The organism is Aeromonas sp. FDAARGOS 1402 (assembly GCF_019046925.1).
In the GTDB taxonomy this organism is placed as follows: Bacteria; Pseudomonadota; Gammaproteobacteria; order Enterobacterales; family Aeromonadaceae; genus Aeromonas; species Aeromonas caviae.
In genome coordinates, this window is the sequence record NZ_CP077204.1 from 51,990 (window position 1) to 69,255 (window position 17,266).

The window sequence follows — 17,266 nt, forward strand, 5'->3', positions numbered from 1 at the left end:
ATGGCATAGGCCTATCGTTTCCACGATCAGCGATCGGCTCGTTGCCCTGCGCCGCTCCAAAGCCCGCGACGCAGCGCCGGCAGGCAGAGCAAGTAGAGGGCAGCGCCTGCAATCCATGCCCACCCGTTCCACGTTGTTATAGAAGCCGCATAGATCGCCGTGAAGAGGAGGGGTCCGACGATCGAGGTCAGGCTGGTGAGCGCCGCCAGTGAGCCTTGCAGCTGCCCCTGACGTTCCTCATCCACCTGCCTGGACAACATTGCTTGCAGCGCCGGCATTCCGATGCCACCCGAAGCAAGCAGGACCATGATCGGGAACGCCATCCATCCCCGTGTCGCGAAGGCAAGCAGGATGTAGCCTGTGCCGTCGGCAATCATTCCGAGCATGAGTGCCCGCCTTTCGCCGAGCCGGGCGGCTACAGGGCCGGTGATCATTGCCTGGGCGAGTGAATGCAGAATGCCAAATGCGGCAAGCGAAATGCCGATCGTGGTCGCGTCCCAGTGAAAGCGATCCTCGCCGAAAATGACCCAAAGCGCGGCCGGCACCTGTCCGACAAGTTGCATGATGAAGAAGACCGCCATCAGGGCGGCGACGACGGTCATGCCCCGGGCCCACCGGAACGAAGCGAGCGGGTTGAGAGCCTCCCGGCGTAACGGCCGGCGTTCGCCTTTGTGCGACTCCGGCAAAAGGAAACAGCCCGTCAGGAAATTGAGGCCGTTCAAGGCTGCCGCGGCGAAGAACGGAGCGTGGGGGGAGAAACCGCCCATCAGCCCACCGAGCACAGGTCCCGCGACCATCCCGAACCCGAAACAGGCGCTCATGAAGCCGAAGTGCCGCGCGCGCTCATCGCCATCAGTGATATCGGCAATATAAGCGCCGGCTACCGCCCCAGTCGCCCCGGTGATGCCGGCCACGATCCGCCCGATATAGAGAACCCAAAGGAAAGGCGCCGTCGCCATGATGGCGTAGTCGACAGCAGCGCCGGCCAGCGAGACGAGCAAGACCGGCCGCCGCCCGAAACGATCCGACAGCGCGCCCAGCACAGGTGCGCAGGCAAATTGCATCAACGCATACAGCGCCAGCAGAATGCCATAGTGGGCGGTGACGTCGTTCGAGTGAACCAGATCGCGCAGGAGGCCCGGCAGCACCGGCATAATCAGGCCGATGCCGACAGCGTCGAGCGCGACAGTGCTCAGAATTACGATCAGGGGTCTGTTGGGTTTCACGTCTGGCCTCCGGACCAGCCTCCGCTGGTCCGATTGAACGCGCGGATTCTTTATCACTGATAAGTTGGTGGACATATTATGTTTATCAGTGATAAAGTGTCAAGCATGACAAAGTTGCAGCCGAATACAGTGATCCGTGCCGCCCTGGACCTGTTGAACGAGGTCGGCGTAGACGGTCTGACGACACGCAAACTGGCGGAACGGTTGGGGGTTCAGCAGCCGGCGCTTTACTGGCACTTCAGGAACAAGCGGGCGCTGCTCGACGCACTGGCCGAAGCCATGCTGGCGGAGAATCATACGCATTCGGTGCCGAGAGCCGACGACGACTGGCGCTCATTTCTGATCGGGAATGCCCGCAGCTTCAGGCAGGCGCTGCTCGCCTACCGCGATGGCGCGCGCATCCATGCCGGCACGCGACCGGGCGCACCGCAGATGGAAACGGCCGACGCGCAGCTTCGCTTCCTCTGCGAGGCGGGTTTTTCGGCCGGGGACGCCGTCAATGCGCTGATGACAATCAGCTACTTCACTGTTGGGGCCGTGCTTGAGGAGCAGGCCGGCGACAGCGATGCCGGCGAGCGCGGCGGCACCGTTGAACAGGCTCCGCTCTCGCCGCTGTTGCGGGCCGCGATAGACGCCTTCGACGAAGCCGGTCCGGACGCAGCGTTCGAGCAGGGACTCGCGGTGATTGTCGATGGATTGGCGAAAAGGAGGCTCGTTGTCAGGAACGTTGAAGGACCGAGAAAGGGTGACGATTGATCAGGACCGCTGCCGGAGCGCAACCCACTCACTACAGCAGAGCCATGTAGACAACATCCCCTCCCCCTTTCCACCGCGTCAGACGCCCGTAGCAGCCCGCTACGGGCTTTTTCATGCCCTGCCCTAGCGTCCAAGCCTCACGGCCGCGCTCGGCCTCTCTGGCGGCCTTCTGGCGCTCCTGCTGCGGCGTCCGCTCGTGGGCCGTGGCGCGGGTCCGCGCGCCGGCCTCGTGCGCCTGGCGCTCGCGGGCGAGGTCCAGGGCGGCCGTCTTCACGTTCTGCCTTGCGCAGATGAGATAGGGGAGCCCGCAGAATTCGGAAAAAATCGTACGCTAAGGTTTTCCGGGCATCCGTAAGGGCCGAAACTTCCGGTCTTCCAGTCTGCGGCTCTGCCGCCAGACGTAATCGCCGGTTAGGTTGATGTGCTCCCAGCCCAGCGGCGACAGGAATTGCAGCAGCTCGCCGTCCACCGGCTTGCCGGCCTCGACCAACCCCTGGGTGGCGCGTTCCAGGTACACCGTGTTCCACAGCACGATAGCCGCCGTCACCAGGTTGAGGCCGCTGGCCCGGTAGCGCTGCTGCTCGAAGCTCCGATCCCTGATTTCCCCAAGGCGGTTGAAGAACACCGCCCTGGCCAGCGAGTTGCGCGCCTCACCTTTGTTCAGGCCGGCATGCACGCGGCGGGGCAGTTCAACACTTTGCAGCCAGTCCAGGATGAACAGCGTGCGCTCGATCCGGCCCAGCTCGCGCAGGGCCACGGCCAGTCCGTTCTGGCGCGGGTAGCTGCCGAGCTTGCGCAGCATCAGCGAGGCGGTGACGGTGCCCTGCTTGATCGAGCTGGCCAGGCGCAGGATGTCGTCCCAGTGGGCACGCACGTGCTTGATGTTCAGGGTGCCGCCGATCAGCGGGCGCAACGTCGGGTAGGCTTGCACGCCCTGCGGCACGTACAGCTTGGTTTCGCCGAGGTCGCGGATGCGCGGCGCGAAGCGGAAGCCTAGCAGGTGCATCAGGGCAAAGACGTGATCGGTGAAGCCGGCCGTGTCGGTGTAGTGCTCCTCGATCCGCAGGTCGGACTCGTGGTACAGCAGGCCGTCGAGCACATAGGTGGAATCGCGGACGCCGACATTCACCACGCGGGTGCTGAACGGCGCGTACTGGTCGGAGATATGGGTATAGAACAGCCGTCCCGGCTCGCTACCGTACTTCGGGTTGACGTGCCCGGTGCTCTCGCCCCGGCCACCCGCGCGGAAGCGCTGGCCATCGGAGGATGAGGTCGTGCCGTCGCCCCAGTGGGCGGCAAAGGCGTGGCGATACTGGTGGTTGACCAGCTCGGCCAAGGCCGCCGAATAGGTTTCGTCGCGGATGTGCCAGGCTTGCAGCCAGGACAGCTTGGCGTAGGTCAGGCCGGGGCTCGACTCGGCCATCTTGGTCAGCCCGAGGTTGATCGCATCACCGAGGATTGCGGACAGCAGCAACGTCCTGTCTTTGGCCTCGGCCCCGTCCTTCAAGTGGGTGAAGTGGCGGCTGAAGCCCGTCCAGTCGTCCACGTCCATCAGCAGTTCGGTGATCTTGATGCGCGGCAGTAACTGGCTGGTTTGGTCGATCAGCGCCTGCGCCCGATCCGGCACCGCCGCATCCAGCGGGGTGATTTTCAGCCCTGACTCGGTGAGGATGGCATCGGGCAGCTCGTTGTCCTTGGCCAGGCGGGTGACGGTGGCCAACTGCTCGTCCAGCAGCTGCAAACGCTCTTCCAGGTACTGGTCGCTGTTCGGGTTGATCGCCAGGGGCAGGGCCTGCTCGCGCTTGAGTGCGGCGAACTTCTCGGCCGGCAGCAGGTAGTCGTCGAAGTCGCGGAACTGCCGCGAGCCCTTGACCCAGATGTCGCCGGAGCGCAGGGCGTTCTTCAGCTCGGACAGGGCACAGATTTCGTAGAATTTCCGGTCGAGGCCTTCCGGGGTGATCACCAGCGGCTTCCAGCGCGGCTTGATGAAGGCCGTGGGTGCATCGGCCGGCACCTTGCGCAGGTTGTCGGCGTTCATCTCACGCAGGGTCTGCACGGCTGCCAGCACGCCTTGCGCGGCCGGCGCGGCGCGCAGTTCCAGCACCTCCAGCAAGGCCGGCGTGTAACGGCGCAGGGTGGCGAAGTTCTCGCCGACCAGGTGCAGGTGGTCGAAGCCTTCCGGCCGGGCCAGCAGCTCGGCCTCGCTGACGCTCTCGGTGAACTCGTCCCAGGGAATCACCGCCTCGATGGCGGCATAGGGGTCGCTGCCGCTTTCCTTCGCTTCCAGCAGCGCCTGGCCGATCCTGGAGTACAGGCGCACCTTGTCGTTGATCGCCTTGCCCTGCTTCTGGAACTGCTGCTGATGCTTGTGCTTCGCGCCGCTGAACAGCTTGACCAGGATGCGGTCATGCAGATCGACCAGCTCATCGATCACGGTCGCGGTGCTCTCCAGCACCACGGCGGCCAGGGTCGCGTAGCGGCGCTGCGGCTCGAACTTACCGAGGTCTTTGGGCGTCATCTGCCCACCCTCGCGGGCCAGCTTGAGCAGGCGGTTCTGGTGGATGTGCCGGCCCAGGCCTTCGGGCAAGTCCACCAACTGAAATGTCTTCAGCCGCTCGATGTGTTCCAGCATGTGCCGAGAGTTGGGTTTCAGCGGTGCCTGGCGCAGCCAGGTCAACCAGGTGATGCTGCTGCCGGCCTTGAGCTTCAACAGCTCGTCCAGCTTGGCCCGATGCGAGTCCGTGAGTGGTTCGACCAGGGCGCGGTAGACCCGCCGATTGGCTCGCGCAATGGCTTCCGAGCAGGCCCGGTCAATCACGCTCAGCGCCGGCAGGATGCGTCGTTTCTGCCGTAGGCTCTCCAGGGCCTGACCGGCCAGCAGCAAGCCTTTGTCGGTCTGCTGGGCCAGCTCGGTTAGCTCGCGCACCAGGGCGCGGAAGTCGGACAGGCCGAACGGGGCCAGTTGCAGGTAGGTGCGCAGTTCCTGGGCATGCTCGCGACGGGTCACGTCGCGCTCGCCGTACTTTGCCCAGCTCGCCGGCTCGGCCTGGACTTGCTTCGCCACCCACAGGATGACCGGCTCGGGCAGCTCGCTGTCGGTTCCCAGCGCGTAACCGGGGTAGCGCAGCAGGCAGAGCTGCACGGCGAAGCCGAGGCGGTTGGCGTCGCCGCGTCGCTGGCGGATCAGCGACAGGTCGGAGTCGTTGAAGGTGTAGTAGCGGATCAGGTCATCCTGGCTTTCCGGCAGCGCAAGCAGGGTGTCCCGCTCCGTGGCCGAGAGGATCAAGCGACGCGGCATGTGTCAGTCGTCCGTGCGGAGGTACTGGTAGAGGGTTTCCCGGCTGATGTTGAACTCGCGGGCAAGCTGCGCCTTGGGCTCGCCGGCCGTCGCTCGCTGCCGCAGGGTAGCAGCCTGCTCATCGGACAGGGCTTTCTTGCGGCCCCGGTACGCGCCACGCTGCTTGGCCAAGGCGATGCCCTCACGCTGCCGCTCGCGGATCAGGGCGCGCTCGAACTCAGCGAAGGCCCCCATCACCGACAGCATCAGGTTGGCCATCGGCGAGTCCTCGCCAGTGAACACCAGGCCCTCCTTCAGGAACTCGATGCGCACGCCGCGCTGAGTCAGCTTCTGTACCAAGCGACGCAGGTCATCGAGGTTGCGGGCCAGCCGATCCATGCTGTGCACCACCACTGTATCGCCTTCGCGGACGAAGCTCAGCAGCGCTTCGAGCTGGGGGCGCTGGGTGTCCTTGCCCGATGCCTTGTCGGTGAACACCTTGCTCACCTGGGTTTGTTCCAGCTGGCGTTCCGGGTTCTGGTCAAAGCTGCTGACCCGGACGTAGCCGATGCGGTGCCCCTGCACGATGTCTCCTTGGTTGAAGGCGGCTTAAGTGCACTTTCTGTTCCGTTGTGCCTCAAAGCCCATTTCTGTCAGGCTGAAATCTATAACCTTCGCGGGCATGTGTCAAAAAATGGGAAAGCAGACTCTATTCTGACTGTCGTTTTCAGAAGACGGCTGCACTGAACGTCAGAAGCCGACTGCACTATAGCAGCGGAGGGGTTGGATCCATCAGGCAACGACGGGCTGCTGCCGGCCATCAGCGGACGCAGGGAGGACTTTCCGCAACCGGCCGTTCGATGCGGCACCGATGGCCTTCGCGCAGGGGTAGTGAATCCGCCAGGATTGACTTGCGCTGCCCTACCTCTCACTAGTGAGGGGCGGCAGCGCATCAAGCGGTGAGCGCACTCCGGCACCGCCAACTTTCAGCACATGCGTGTAAATCATCGTCGTAGAGACGTCGGAATGGCCGAGCAGATCCTGCACGGTTCGAATGTCGTAACCGCTGCGGAGCAAGGCCGTCGCGAACGAGTGGCGGAGGGTGTGCGGTGTGGCGGGCTTCGTGATGCCTGCTTGTTCTACGGCACGTTTGAAGGCGCGCTGAAAGGTCTGGTCATACATGTGATGGCGACGCACGACACCGCTCCGTGGATCGGTCGAATGCGTGTGCTGCGCAAAAACCCAGAACCACGGCCAGGAATGCCCGGCGCGCGGATACTTCCGCTCAAGGGCGTCGGGAAGCGCAACGCCGCTGCGGCCCTCGGCCTGGTCCTTCAGCCACCATGCCCGTGCACGCGACAGCTGCTCGCGCAGGCTGGGTGCCAAGCTCTCGGGTAACATCAAGGCCCGATCCTTGGAGCCCTTGCCCTCCCGCACGATGATCGTGCCGTGATCGAAATCCAGATCCTTGACCCGCAGTTGCAAACCCTCACTGATCCGCATGCCCGTTCCATACAGAAGCTGGGCGAACAAACGATGCTCGCCTTCCAGAAAACCGAGGATGCGAACCACTTCATCCGGGGTCAGCACCACCGGCAAGCGCCGCGACGGCCGAGGTCTTCCGATCTCCTGAAGCCAGGGCAGATCCGTGCACAGCACCTTGCCGTAGAAGAACAGCAAGGCCGCCAATGCCTGACGATGCGTGGAGACCGAAACCTTGCGCTCGTTCGCCAGCCAGGACAGAAATGCCTCGACTTCGCTGCTGCCCAAGGTTGCCGGGTGACGCACACCGTGGAAACGGATGAAGGCACGAACCCAGTGGACATAAGCCTGTTCGGTTCGTAAACTGTAATGCAAGTAGCGTATGCGCTCACGCAACTGGTCCAGAACCTTGACCGAACGCAGCGGTGGTAACGGCGCAGTGGCGGTTTTCATGGCTTGTTATGACTGTTTTTTTGTACAGTCTATGCCTCGGGCATCCAAGCAGCAAGCGCGTTACGCCGTGGGTCGATGTTTGATGTTATGGAGCAGCAACGATGTTACGCAGCAGGGCAGTCGCCCTAAAACAAAGTTAGACGGCAAGAAAAGGTTCCACGAACTCTGATGAAAAACTACTTTAACAGCCCTTTCAAAGGGGAACTTCTTTCTGAGCAAGTGAAAAATCCAAATATCAGAGTAGGCCGGTATAGCTATTACTCTGGCTACTATCACGGGCACTCATTTGATGAATGCGCGCGATACTTGTTTCCAGATCGTGATGACGTTGATAAATTGATCATTGGCAGCTTTTGTTCTATAGGAAGCGGGGCTTCCTTCATCATGGCTGGCAATCAGGGGCATCGGCATGACTGGGCATCATCCTTCCCCTTCTTCTATATGCAAGAGGAGCCTGCTTTCTCAAGAGCACTCGACGCCTTCCAAAGAGCAGGTGATACCGTCATTGGCAATGATGTCTGGATAGGCTCGGAGGCAATGATTATGCCTGGCATCAAAATTGGAGACGGTGCCGTGATAGGTAGTCGCTCGTTGGTGACAAAAGATGTAGAGCCTTATGCCATCATCGGGGGAAATCCCGCAAAGCAAATTAAGAAGCGCTTCTCCGATGAGGAAATCTCATTGCTCATGGAGATGGAGTGGTGGAACTGGCCACTAGATAAAATTAAGACAGCAATGCCTCTGCTGTGCTCGTCAAATATTTTTGGTCTGCATAAGTATTGGCGCGAGTTTGCCGTCTAACAATTCATTCAAGCCGACGCCGCTTCGCGGCACGGCTTAATTCTGGCGTTAAACATCATGAGGGAAGCGGTGATCGCCGAAGTATCGACTCAACTATCAGAGGTAGTTGGCGTCATCGAGCGCCATCTCGAACCGACGTTGCTGGCCGTACATTTGTACGGCTCCGCAGTGGATGGCGGCCTGAAGCCACACAGTGATATTGATTTGCTGGTTACGGTGACCGTAAGGCTTGATGAAACAACGCGGCGAGCTTTGATCAACGACCTTTTGGAAACTTCGGCTTCCCCTGGAGAGAGCGAGATTCTCCGCGCTGTAGAAGTCACCATTGTTGTGCACGACGACATCATTCCGTGGCGTTATCCAGCTAAGCGCGAACTGCAATTTGGAGAATGGCAGCGCAATGACATTCTTGCAGGTATCTTCGAGCCAGCCACGATCGACATTGATCTGGCTATCTTGCTGACAAAAGCAAGAGAACATAGCGTTGCCTTGGTAGGTCCAGCGGCGGAGGAACTCTTTGATCCGGTTCCTGAACAGGATCTATTTGAGGCGCTAAATGAAACCTTAACGCTATGGAACTCGCCGCCCGACTGGGCTGGCGATGAGCGAAATGTAGTGCTTACGTTGTCCCGCATTTGGTACAGCGCAGTAACCGGCAAAATCGCGCCGAAGGATGTCGCTGCCGACTGGGCAATGGAGCGCCTGCCGGCCCAGTATCAGCCCGTCATACTTGAAGCTAGACAGGCTTATCTTGGACAAGAAGAAGATCGCTTGGCCTCCCGCGCAGATCAGTTGGAAGAATTTGTTCACTACGTGAAAGGCGAGATCACCAAGGTAGTCGGCAAATAATGTCTAACAATTCGTTCAAGCCGACGCCGCTTCGCGGCGCGGCTTAACTCAAGCGTTAGCTTGACCCTTCGGGCGGAGGAGAAAATGTCATCAATTTATAATAAAACTAAAAGTGGATTTTGTCGGATTTGTGGAAATTGTAAGAAAGACAGCGTTTTTCTTCCAGTTTTGAAATTGGGCGTAAACCCACTTTTAAATGGGGGCCGCGCCTCATCGACATCGACATCCTTTTCTATGACAACATGATCATGAACGACGATATCCTGGCTATTCCTCATCCCTTCGTCGATGAACGTGCTTTTGTCCTGGCACCCCTGGCTGACATTGCGCCCGATTACGAACATCCCCAGACCCAAAAGTCTGTAGCCCAAATGCTGGCTGACGTATCCTCATCCGTAGATGAGGCCACAACGGCCGTTTACCGTTTACCGGATCAACCAAACTTCATGGGCACTTAACCCCCACCCTAACCCTCCCCCTAAAATGGGGAGGGAACATCTCCCTCTCCCGGTGGGAGAGGGCTGGGGAGAGGGTGTAAAAAATTTTCAAGGAACTGCTATTGATGTCAACCACACTAACCAGCTTCAAATGGGGTGAACGCACCTACATCATGGGCATCCTCAACGTCACTCCAGACAGCTTTTCTGGAGATGGCGTTATGGTTGAAGAAGATGTCATCGCCAAAGCGGTAGCCCAGGCCAAACAATTTGTAGCCGACGGCGCAGACATCATCGACATTGGCGGCGAGAGTACCCGCCCTGGCAGCTCACCTATAAGCGCAGAGGAAGAACTGGCGCGGGTGCTGCCGGTGGTGCAGGCCGTACGCCAGGCTGTGGACGTCGTTATTTCCATCGACAGCTACCGCGCTTCCGTGGCCGAAGCGGCCCTGGCGGCAGGCGCCAGCTGGCTCAACGACGTCAGGGGGCTGCGCATGGACCCGGACATGGCCGGCCTGGCAGCACAAGCCGGCTGCCCCATCGTCCTTATGCACAACCGCAGCAAACCAAAGAACATAGCGCAAGAAAAAAAGCTGGGCGGGCGCTTCATCGGGGTAAAATACGACGACCTCATCACCGACGTTAAACGTGAATTACAAGAAAGCATCGACATCGCCTTAAAAGCCGGCGTAAAAGAGTCCCAAATTATCCTGGATCCCGGCATCGGCTTCGGTAAAACCGTCGAGCAAAGTTTGCAACTGCTCGACCAGATTAATCAGTTCAAAACAATGGGATTTCCCATCTTAATAGGTCCGTCGCGCAAATCATTTATTGGCTATACGCTCGATTTGCCGCCAGACCAGCGCATAGAAGGAACGGCGGCCACCGTCGCCATTGGCATTGACCGAGGAGCCGACGTTGTGCGCGTCCATGACGTCAAAGCAATCGTTCGGGTCGCCCGTATGACAGATGCAATCGTGAGACGTTAAAGGATTTCAGTGCTATCAGTCACTAGTGAAATGCGTAAAACGTAATGCGTAAGGTTTATTACGCATTACGCATTACGAATCAAACCACAAACACACTGAATTTAGACACATTTTATAGGAGCTGCACATGATCGATTTTGAACTAGACCAGGAACAAAAGATGCTAACCGATGCCATCCGCCGCCTGGCGGAAGAGCGCATACGGAAAGTGTTTCGGGATGCGGACGAAGAAACTGATAGGAACTGTCATTTCGGGTTTTTTGCGGTTTCGGGTCAAAATTCGGTTTTTCCCCCGAACTACGACTGTTTTCGCACCCCGAACAACTAATCCAATCAGAATTTTCCGGCAACGCCGACTCCAAGAAGTGTAATTCCAGTCTATTTCTGCCGTCAACCCCTGATTCGCGTTAATGCGACAAAGCTCAAACACATAACTCCCCCACGAAGCCATATAAACTCCGATTTCGAGGTGTTATCCTGTTCCGCATAAACTTCGTTTTTGGGTATTATACCTACACCAAAGCAAGCTCAGGAGGTGAACGAGCACAGACGGCCACTGGCTGCTCCCGTTCCTGCTGCTTTGCCCAGTTAATAATCTTGGCAAGCTCCTTGGGATCCTCGATTATCGCCACAACCGACATTGTTCCCTGGCATTTTGGGCAAACAAACGGGTCAACTTCATAGACTTTCTGTAACAACCGTGCCCAACTTTGTTTGCGCAACTTGGACCAGGCATCGGAAACTTGGACAGTTTCCGGTTTCTCCTGAGGTATGGCTGGAACAATTTTGGATTCGCGTGGATGACCTTTTTGCCAACTTTCTGGGGCCAGGCTATAAATATTGGGGCGCTCTTGCCACTGCTTGCGGACTTTGCCCGCATATACGCCATAGCGACGAAGCAATTGAACCCGCCTTGGTGGTAAATGGGCCACAAGCTGGTCGACGAATTCAAAGCCTTTGAAGGTCTCTGTTTTTCCTTTGTAGAATCCCTTTGGGCTAAATAGCTGTTCCGAATAGTAGATCACCGGAGGAAGGGAACTCAGTCCAGTTTGTGCGATCTGATTAGTCGCTAAACAAAACAAGCCACACCCAAAGGACTGAGTTGATGCCTATCCTACCACCTCTGCCACGACCACAACGGCGCCGCATTCACAAAATCATCCATGCCACCCGTGATAAAGGACATGCTCGTCGCTTGATGGCCATCTTGCTGTTACATGAAGGACGCACGATCACCGATGTTCATCACCTTACCGGCGCTGCGCGCTCGACCATCGGTCGTTGGCTTCGGTGGTATCGAGATGAAGGCATAGATGCGCTAGAAGCCTTACCGGCTGGCCGTGCCCCAGTCTTACCTATCGCCAAGATTGTCACCTTACTGGTGCTGCTCATGCAGTTTTCTCCGCAAGATTTTGGTTATCAGCGCAGCCGTTGGTGTACCGAACTATTGGCTATAAAAATCAATCGGTTAACAGGGCTCAATGTGGCAGCCTCCACGCTCCGCCGATGGTTACCTCGTATGGGCATTGTCTGGCGCAGGCCCGTGCCGACCTTGCGGATAAAAGACCCAGCCTATCAGGAAAAAATGGCGAATATCGACGCCGCGCTGGCCCGCTGTGATGCCGATAATCCGGTGTTTTATGAGGATGAAGTCGATATAGACCTCAATCCCAAATTAGGAGCCGACTGGATGTTCAGAGCGCAGCAAAAGCGGGTTGTCACACCGGGGCAGAATGCCAAGCATTATCTGGCAGGCGTTCTCCACGCAGGCAACGGAAGGGTACTTTACGTCAGCGGGATCAAGAAAAACTCATCGCTGTTTATTGCCATGCTGGAAAAGCTGCGCCACCACTACCGACGAGCCAAAACCATCACGTTGATCCTCGATAACTACATCATTCACAAAAGCAAACAGACCGAGCGATGGTTGAAGAAGAATCCCAAGTTCTGCCTGGTGTTCCAGCCAGTTTACAGCCCTTGGGTTAATCACATAGAACGGCTATGGCACAAGTTACATGAAACCATCACGCGCAATCATCAATGCATAGGGATGGCAAACCTGCTGGCCCGAGTGAAACACTTCATGGATACCGTGTCTCCTTTCCCGGGGAATGGCTATGGCACAGCGAAGGTGTAGCACTATTGGGATCAGTTATTTAGCTGTCCAGATTATCGTGTCGGAAGCTGGATCATACTGAATTTTTTCTGCACAGGTAGCGCCGCGAACGACATACTGGCCGAGGGCTTCTCGATCGGCCTTGTTGAATAGTCTGGTTTCGCTCTCGATGCTAAAGCCGGAATGCTTCCAGTCTCTGAGCATGTTCACTCGGGCTTGATCTATTAGGGAAGGTGCGAACAAGTCCCTGATATGAGATCATGTTTGTCATCTGGAGCCATGGAACAGGGTTCATCATGAGTCATCAACTTACCTTCGCCGACAGTGAATTCAGCAGTAAGCGCCGTCAGACCAGAAAAGAGATTTTCTTGTCCCGCATGGAGCAGATTCTGCCATGGCAAAACATGGTGGAAGTCATCGAGCCGTTTTACCCCAAGGCTGGTAATGGCCGGCGACCTTATCCGCTGGAAACCATGTTACGCATTCACTGCATGCAGCATTGGTACAACCTGAGCGATGGCGCGATGGAAGATGCTCTGTACGAAATCGCCTCCATGCGTCTGTTTGCCCGGTTATCCCTGGATAGCGCCTTGCCGGACCGCACCACCATCATGAATTTCCGCCACCTGCTGGAGCAGCATCAACTGGCCCGCCAATTGTTCAAGACCATCAATCGCTGGCTGGCCGAAGCAGGCGTCATGATGACTCAAGGCACCTTGGTCGATGCCACCATCATTGAGGCTCCCAGCTCGACCAAGAACAAAGAGCAGCAACGCGATCCGCAGATGCATCAGACCAAGAAAGGCAATCAGTGGCACTTTGGCATGAAGGCCCACATTGGTGTCGATGCCAAGAGTGGCCTGACCCACAGCCTAGTCACCACCGCGGCCAACGAGCATGACCTCAATCAGCTGGGTAATCTGCTGCATGGAGAGGAGCAATTTGTCTCAGCCGATGCCGGCTACCAAGGGGCGCCACAGCGCGAGGAGCTGGCCGAGGTGGATGTGGACTGGCTGATCGCCGAGCGCCCCGGCAAGGTAAGAACCTTGAAACAGCATCCACGCAAGAACAAAACGGCCATCAACATCGAATACATGAAAGCCAGCATCCGGGCCAAGGTGGAGCACCCATTTCGCATCATCAAGCGACAGTTCGGCTTCGTAAAAGCCAGATACAAGGGGTTGCTGAAAAACGATAACCAACTGGCGATGTTATTCACGCTGGCCAACCTGTTTCGGGCGGACCAAATGATACGTCAGTGGGAGAGATCTCACTAAAAACTGGGGATAACGCCTTAAATGGCGAAGAAACGGTCTAAATAGGCTGATTCAAGGCATTTACGGGAGAAAAAATCGGCTCAAACATGAAGAAATGAAATGACTGAGTCAGCCGAGAAGAATTTCCCCGCTTATTCGCACCTTCCCTAAGAATGGTTCGATTGTTGAATACCAGTCTGTAAGGACCAAGCCTGAACCTGAGCAGGTTTTGGCTGCGGAAAAATTATATGCTCAATTGAGAAGCGGGAAGGCCGCGAGGCCGAAATTGGCTGCTAGCTTTTCCGTGAAAATACTCTTGCTCATATGGGGTAGTATTATATCAAGCGCAATGGCTGCCGGCATGCTTACTGATACATCAATAAGCAGCTTATTGTTAGCCACTTTAATGTCAGGAAGCTTAAGCTCTGTTAGTGTTTTGGCTATTCTCTCTCCTCTTGGAAGACTGGTTGAAAGAGCCAGGAATATTTCCAATAACCCATTAAGTCAATCCCTCTACACTGGGCGCACCGATGAGTTTGGCCAAATAGAGTTTGCTTTACGAATGATGCAAGCTGAAACAGGCGCCATAGTAGGTCGCATAGGTGATGCATCAAATCGGCTTAGCGAACACACCCGAGGCCTACTAAAGGATATTGAGTCAAGCAATGTACTTACAGTTGAGCAGCAGGCAGAGACAGATCAAATAGCAACGGCAGTAAACCAAATGGTGGCAAGCATTCAAGAGGTTGCGAGCAATGCACAGCATGCTGCAGATGCGGCCGGAAGAGCAGACACTGAGACGGCATCTGGCCAGCGTCTGGTAGCCCACACAAGCCAGTCAATCACTGCCCTTGAAGGTGAAATTAGGCAAGCCGCTCAGGTTATTCATGAGCTTGAAGGTCAAAGTAACGAGATATCAAAAGTTCTTGACGTTATACGAGGGATCGCCGAGCAAACGAATTTGTTGGCACTCAACGCAGCAATTGAGGCCGCGCGTGCTGGTGAGCAGGGGCGTGGTTTTGCTGTTGTCGCCGATGAGGTTCGCAGTCTTGCTGCTCGCACACAGCAATCGACAACGGATATTCAAAGCATGATCAGCGCTCTACAAGAGCGAGCGCAATCCGCTGTTACAGTCATGGAGCAAAGTAGTCGGCAAGCGCACACGAGTGTAGCTCACGCAGAGGAAGCAGCTACAGCTCTTGATGGAATTGGCCAACGCGTTAACGAAATTACCGACATGAACGCGCAAATAGCGACTGCGGTCGAGCAGCAGGGAGCAGTAAGTGAAGACATAAACCGCAGTATTATCAATATACGCGATGCTGCTGATACCAATGTACAGACCGGGCAGAATAATTTGCAAAGTGCGAAATCTGTCGCTCAGTTAACTAGCGCTCTGAGCGAACTGGCAAAACAGTTTTGGGAAAAACGAGGATAACGCTTTTCAGTATCTCGACAGGGATAACTTACTTTACCATCGGTTATCCCTTTTAGCCGCACAAATTTTAGCCATGGCTTTTCAGGAAGTCAGGGCTATCAGAATGGCCTTAGAAAGCCTAGTCAAAGAGCTGTCACGAGAACACCGTTAGCTTAGCGTACGATTTTTTCCGAATTCTGCGGTTCCCCCTAGTGGCGGCCCACCGCCTGCAGTTGCCCGAGTGGGTTACCTGGCTTGGACACGAGCTCAATGGATACGGGCCGGATGATGCCATCCCAGTCTATCGGCATGTGCAAGGAGAAGTCCTGATCGATGGGCACCATGGGCTGAAGGGGGTGGTCTTTCCGTCTGCAGAGGCTGCATTTCGATGGCAACTCTGCCACTTTGACACGCCTGTTGACGAGATTGAGGGGTGGTGCGCTGAATCTGACGATATTCATATGCAATTTTCCCCGCGCGAAGCTGATGCTTTGCGGGCGGCATGTGATACGAACTGTACCCCTCTTCGTCGGTTCACGTTGGCCAGCATGAACCGGATCTTGGGGGCGGTCAGAAATCAGGTCTTGAATTGGGCACTGCAGCTTGAAAAGGAGGGGATCTTGGGGGAAGGTATGAGCTTCACTTCCCAAGAGCGGCAGCAAGCCCAGCAGGTGGCGCCGGTGACCCACATTCACATCAATGGAGATGCTCATGGTCTTCAGGTGATGCAAAACTCGCCCGGCGGTCAGCAACAGCAGACTGTGACCAGTGAACAGAAGGAAGCTGCCCTGGCGGCCTTGTTGCCGTGGCTACAACAGGTGATCGCGCAAGGGCAACTGCAGGGAGAAGCGTGTGCGGAGCTGCAGGCCGAGCTGGATACCCTCAAGGCCCAGGCCGCCTCCCCTAAGCCCAAGTGGCCGGTGATCGGCGCCGTGGCCAACAGTGTGCGGGCGATCCTGGAAGGGGCCGGCAGCGGGGTACTGACGGAAACAGTGTTGGGCAGGCTGGCCGCCTTGAGCGGCAACTGAGCGATATCCGGGGGGTGGGCGGCGCAACGGCATTGCGGTGTATGCTGGGTGAACGGTCAACCCCACGGTTCGCGACCTACTTCTGCCGTGATTTGGCTCTCGCTCGCTCCTTCTGTCGAAAGCTCTTGATGTATTCGGCTGTGACCAAGGAGTCTGCATCGAGCTCCGTGATACAGTTCAGGATGGTGGCCATGGCGCTGTCAGACAGTCTGAGTTTGGATGGAAGTTCGCCGCCGAGTGCGTAGTCATCGAGTTTTGCTTGGAACGCGCGAAGGACGTCGTACTGTGATGGCTTTCTAGATGAGGTGCCAGCCTCCGTTTCCGCATCGTGGGCATACACCTCCGATTGTTCCGCATCGCTTGCGAGCTCACTGAGCAGGTCTTCGATACTCGGCCAATACTTGTGCTCGTATCTGTGCGTAAGGCGTATAAATTCATCCTGGGGGTACAGGGTATAGAGCGGGTTGTGCTCACCCGCACGATCAAATAGCGCCGCCAGACCGGTTTCTCTTTCACACCCAAATCCCGCTCGATTACAGATGTCCTCTCTCTCCCTCAGCAAATCACCCAAGCGAGTTGCGAGATCCGCTATGTCCTCGTTGATTTGGATGAGCCTGCCACGTTCTTCCCTAGCCTTGCGCATGTCATCTTCATCCCAGAAGGTGAATGTGCTGATCAGCGCATCCAAAAAACTCGTCACGTACCGTTCTAGGGGGAGCAGCTCGCAGAGTTCTTCATAAACGGGGGCCATGGTCCGGCTTTGCCGGAGCAGTACCCTGACCGTGGCGTTGATGGAAGGCCATATGTTGTTCTTCTCGTTGTTTTCTATCTCCTTTCTGAGAATACCTTCGCACACTTCGACGGCATCGATTCTTCTCTTGGTCATTGGGCAAGTCTCCTTCATTGAGTCCATGCCTATGGTACTTATGGCAGGAGCCATGTCGGTATCTATAAGAAAAAACAATCAGAAGAAATAGATACCAGCCTGCCAGCTACTATGATCAGTTGCATAGCCAGCTTGACGCGCTGACCTGCTCTCCGACCCGTTTTGCACTATTGGTCAGTGGCCAAAGCCCGCCCCCAATCGGGTCAGCGAGGGCGAGCGGGGTCCGCCCCGCTTGCAGCGCTGCAAGCGAGCAGGCCAAATCGGGTACACTGGGGCTCTTTTGTCGCCTAGGA

At 56.9% G+C, this 17,266-nt stretch carries 16 protein-coding genes and 1 pseudogene; 10 read left to right on the forward strand and 7 right to left on the reverse strand.

All coding sequences use genetic code 11. The features are described 5' to 3' along the window. Nucleotides 1-26 precede the first annotated feature (26 nt). Nucleotides 27-1,226: a tetracycline efflux MFS transporter Tet(A) gene (tet(A), locus tag I6L32_RS22885; protein WP_000804064.1), complete on the reverse strand. Its 1,200-nt coding sequence runs from the start codon at nucleotides 1,224-1,226 to the stop codon at nucleotides 27-29. Between the two features lie 105 nt (nucleotides 1,227-1,331). Between tet(A) and tetR(A) the strand changes: the two genes are divergently transcribed. Next, the gene (tetR(A), locus tag I6L32_RS22890) at nucleotides 1,332-1,982 is read left to right on the forward strand and encodes a tetracycline resistance transcriptional repressor TetR(A) (protein ID WP_000164043.1); all 651 of its coding nucleotides are present in this window, start codon (nucleotides 1,332-1,334) and stop codon (nucleotides 1,980-1,982) included. 31 nt (nucleotides 1,983-2,013) lie between these two features. Here tetR(A) and I6L32_RS22895 read toward each other — a convergent pair whose 3' ends face one another. The 4 genes from I6L32_RS22895 to intI1 all read right to left on the reverse strand — a co-directional run bounded on the left by I6L32_RS22895 (nucleotide 2,014) and on the right by intI1 (nucleotide 7,194). Next, entirely contained in the window at nucleotides 2,014-2,256 is a 243-nt protein-coding gene (locus I6L32_RS22895; protein WP_000844627.1) for a transposase, read from the reverse strand. A 57-nt stretch (nucleotides 2,257-2,313) separates the two neighbouring features. Further along, nucleotides 2,314-5,280, reverse strand: coding sequence for a Tn3-like element TnAs1 family transposase (locus tag I6L32_RS22900; RefSeq protein WP_216945382.1), 2,967 nt, complete (start codon nucleotides 5,278-5,280; stop codon nucleotides 2,314-2,316). 3 nt (nucleotides 5,281-5,283) lie between these two features. Further along, nucleotides 5,284-5,844 carry a recombinase family protein gene (locus I6L32_RS22905; RefSeq protein ID WP_001161490.1) on the reverse strand — a complete coding sequence of 187 codons (561 nt, stop codon included), beginning with the start codon at nucleotides 5,842-5,844 and terminating at the stop codon, nucleotides 5,284-5,286. Nucleotides 5,845-6,180: 336 nt separating this feature from the next. Then, the gene (gene intI1 / locus I6L32_RS22910; RefSeq protein ID WP_000845048.1) at nucleotides 6,181-7,194 is read right to left on the reverse strand and encodes a class 1 integron integrase IntI1; all 1,014 of its coding nucleotides are present in this window, start codon (nucleotides 7,192-7,194) and stop codon (nucleotides 6,181-6,183) included. Between the two features lie 168 nt (nucleotides 7,195-7,362). Here intI1 and I6L32_RS22915 point away from each other — a divergent pair, with 168 nt between their 5' ends. The 5 genes and pseudogenes from I6L32_RS22915 (at nucleotide 7,363) to I6L32_RS22935 (ending at nucleotide 10,598) form a co-directional block, all read left to right on the forward strand. Further along, complete coding sequence (locus tag I6L32_RS22915) at nucleotides 7,363-7,995, forward strand: type B-3 chloramphenicol O-acetyltransferase CatB8 (protein ID WP_010635894.1); 633 nt, start codon at nucleotides 7,363-7,365, stop codon at nucleotides 7,993-7,995. 57 nt (nucleotides 7,996-8,052) lie between these two features. Continuing rightward, nucleotides 8,053-8,891: pseudogene (gene aadA1, locus I6L32_RS22920) on the forward strand (ANT(3'')-Ia family aminoglycoside nucleotidyltransferase AadA1). 126 nt (nucleotides 8,892-9,017) lie between these two features. Continuing rightward, on the forward strand, nucleotides 9,018-9,302 hold the full coding sequence (gene folK / locus I6L32_RS22925) for a 2-amino-4-hydroxy-6-hydroxymethyldihydropteridine diphosphokinase (protein WP_122129129.1): 285 nt from the start codon (nucleotides 9,018-9,020) through the stop codon (nucleotides 9,300-9,302). 104 nt (nucleotides 9,303-9,406) lie between these two features. Then, nucleotides 9,407-10,270 carry a sulfonamide-resistant dihydropteroate synthase Sul4 gene (gene sul4 / locus I6L32_RS22930; RefSeq protein ID WP_128681947.1) on the forward strand — a complete coding sequence of 288 codons (864 nt, stop codon included), beginning with the start codon at nucleotides 9,407-9,409 and terminating at the stop codon, nucleotides 10,268-10,270. A gap of 127 nt (nucleotides 10,271-10,397) precedes the next feature. Continuing rightward, on the forward strand, nucleotides 10,398-10,598 hold the full coding sequence (locus I6L32_RS22935) for an acyl-CoA/acyl-ACP dehydrogenase (RefSeq protein ID WP_164522547.1): 201 nt from the start codon (nucleotides 10,398-10,400) through the stop codon (nucleotides 10,596-10,598). A gap of 184 nt (nucleotides 10,599-10,782) precedes the next feature. Here the strand turns inward: I6L32_RS22935 and I6L32_RS22940 are convergent, their stop codons facing one another. Beyond that, complete coding sequence (locus I6L32_RS22940) at nucleotides 10,783-11,295, reverse strand: transposase (protein ID WP_254203908.1); 513 nt, start codon at nucleotides 11,293-11,295, stop codon at nucleotides 10,783-10,785. 80 nt (nucleotides 11,296-11,375) lie between these two features. Here I6L32_RS22940 and I6L32_RS22945 point away from each other — a divergent pair, with 80 nt between their 5' ends. From I6L32_RS22945 to I6L32_RS23590, 4 genes are all read left to right on the forward strand, one after another. Next, nucleotides 11,376-12,407, forward strand: coding sequence for an IS630-like element ISAhy2 family transposase (locus tag I6L32_RS22945; protein WP_202041482.1), 1,032 nt, complete (start codon nucleotides 11,376-11,378; stop codon nucleotides 12,405-12,407). Between the two features lie 275 nt (nucleotides 12,408-12,682). Continuing rightward, the gene (locus I6L32_RS22950) at nucleotides 12,683-13,663 is read left to right on the forward strand and encodes an IS5-like element IS5 family transposase (protein WP_026141915.1); all 981 of its coding nucleotides are present in this window, start codon (nucleotides 12,683-12,685) and stop codon (nucleotides 13,661-13,663) included. Between the two features lie 265 nt (nucleotides 13,664-13,928). Continuing rightward, entirely contained in the window at nucleotides 13,929-15,080 is a 1,152-nt protein-coding gene (locus I6L32_RS22955; protein WP_254203950.1) for a methyl-accepting chemotaxis protein, read from the forward strand. A gap of 176 nt (nucleotides 15,081-15,256) precedes the next feature. Next, the gene (locus I6L32_RS23590) at nucleotides 15,257-16,087 is read left to right on the forward strand and encodes a hypothetical protein (RefSeq protein ID WP_270822672.1); all 831 of its coding nucleotides are present in this window, start codon (nucleotides 15,257-15,259) and stop codon (nucleotides 16,085-16,087) included. Between the two features lie 76 nt (nucleotides 16,088-16,163). Here I6L32_RS23590 and I6L32_RS22965 read toward each other — a convergent pair whose 3' ends face one another. Next, nucleotides 16,164-16,973: a hypothetical protein gene (locus tag I6L32_RS22965; protein ID WP_210538244.1), complete on the reverse strand. Its 810-nt coding sequence runs from the start codon at nucleotides 16,971-16,973 to the stop codon at nucleotides 16,164-16,166. Between the last annotated feature and the right edge of the window lie 293 nt (nucleotides 16,974-17,266).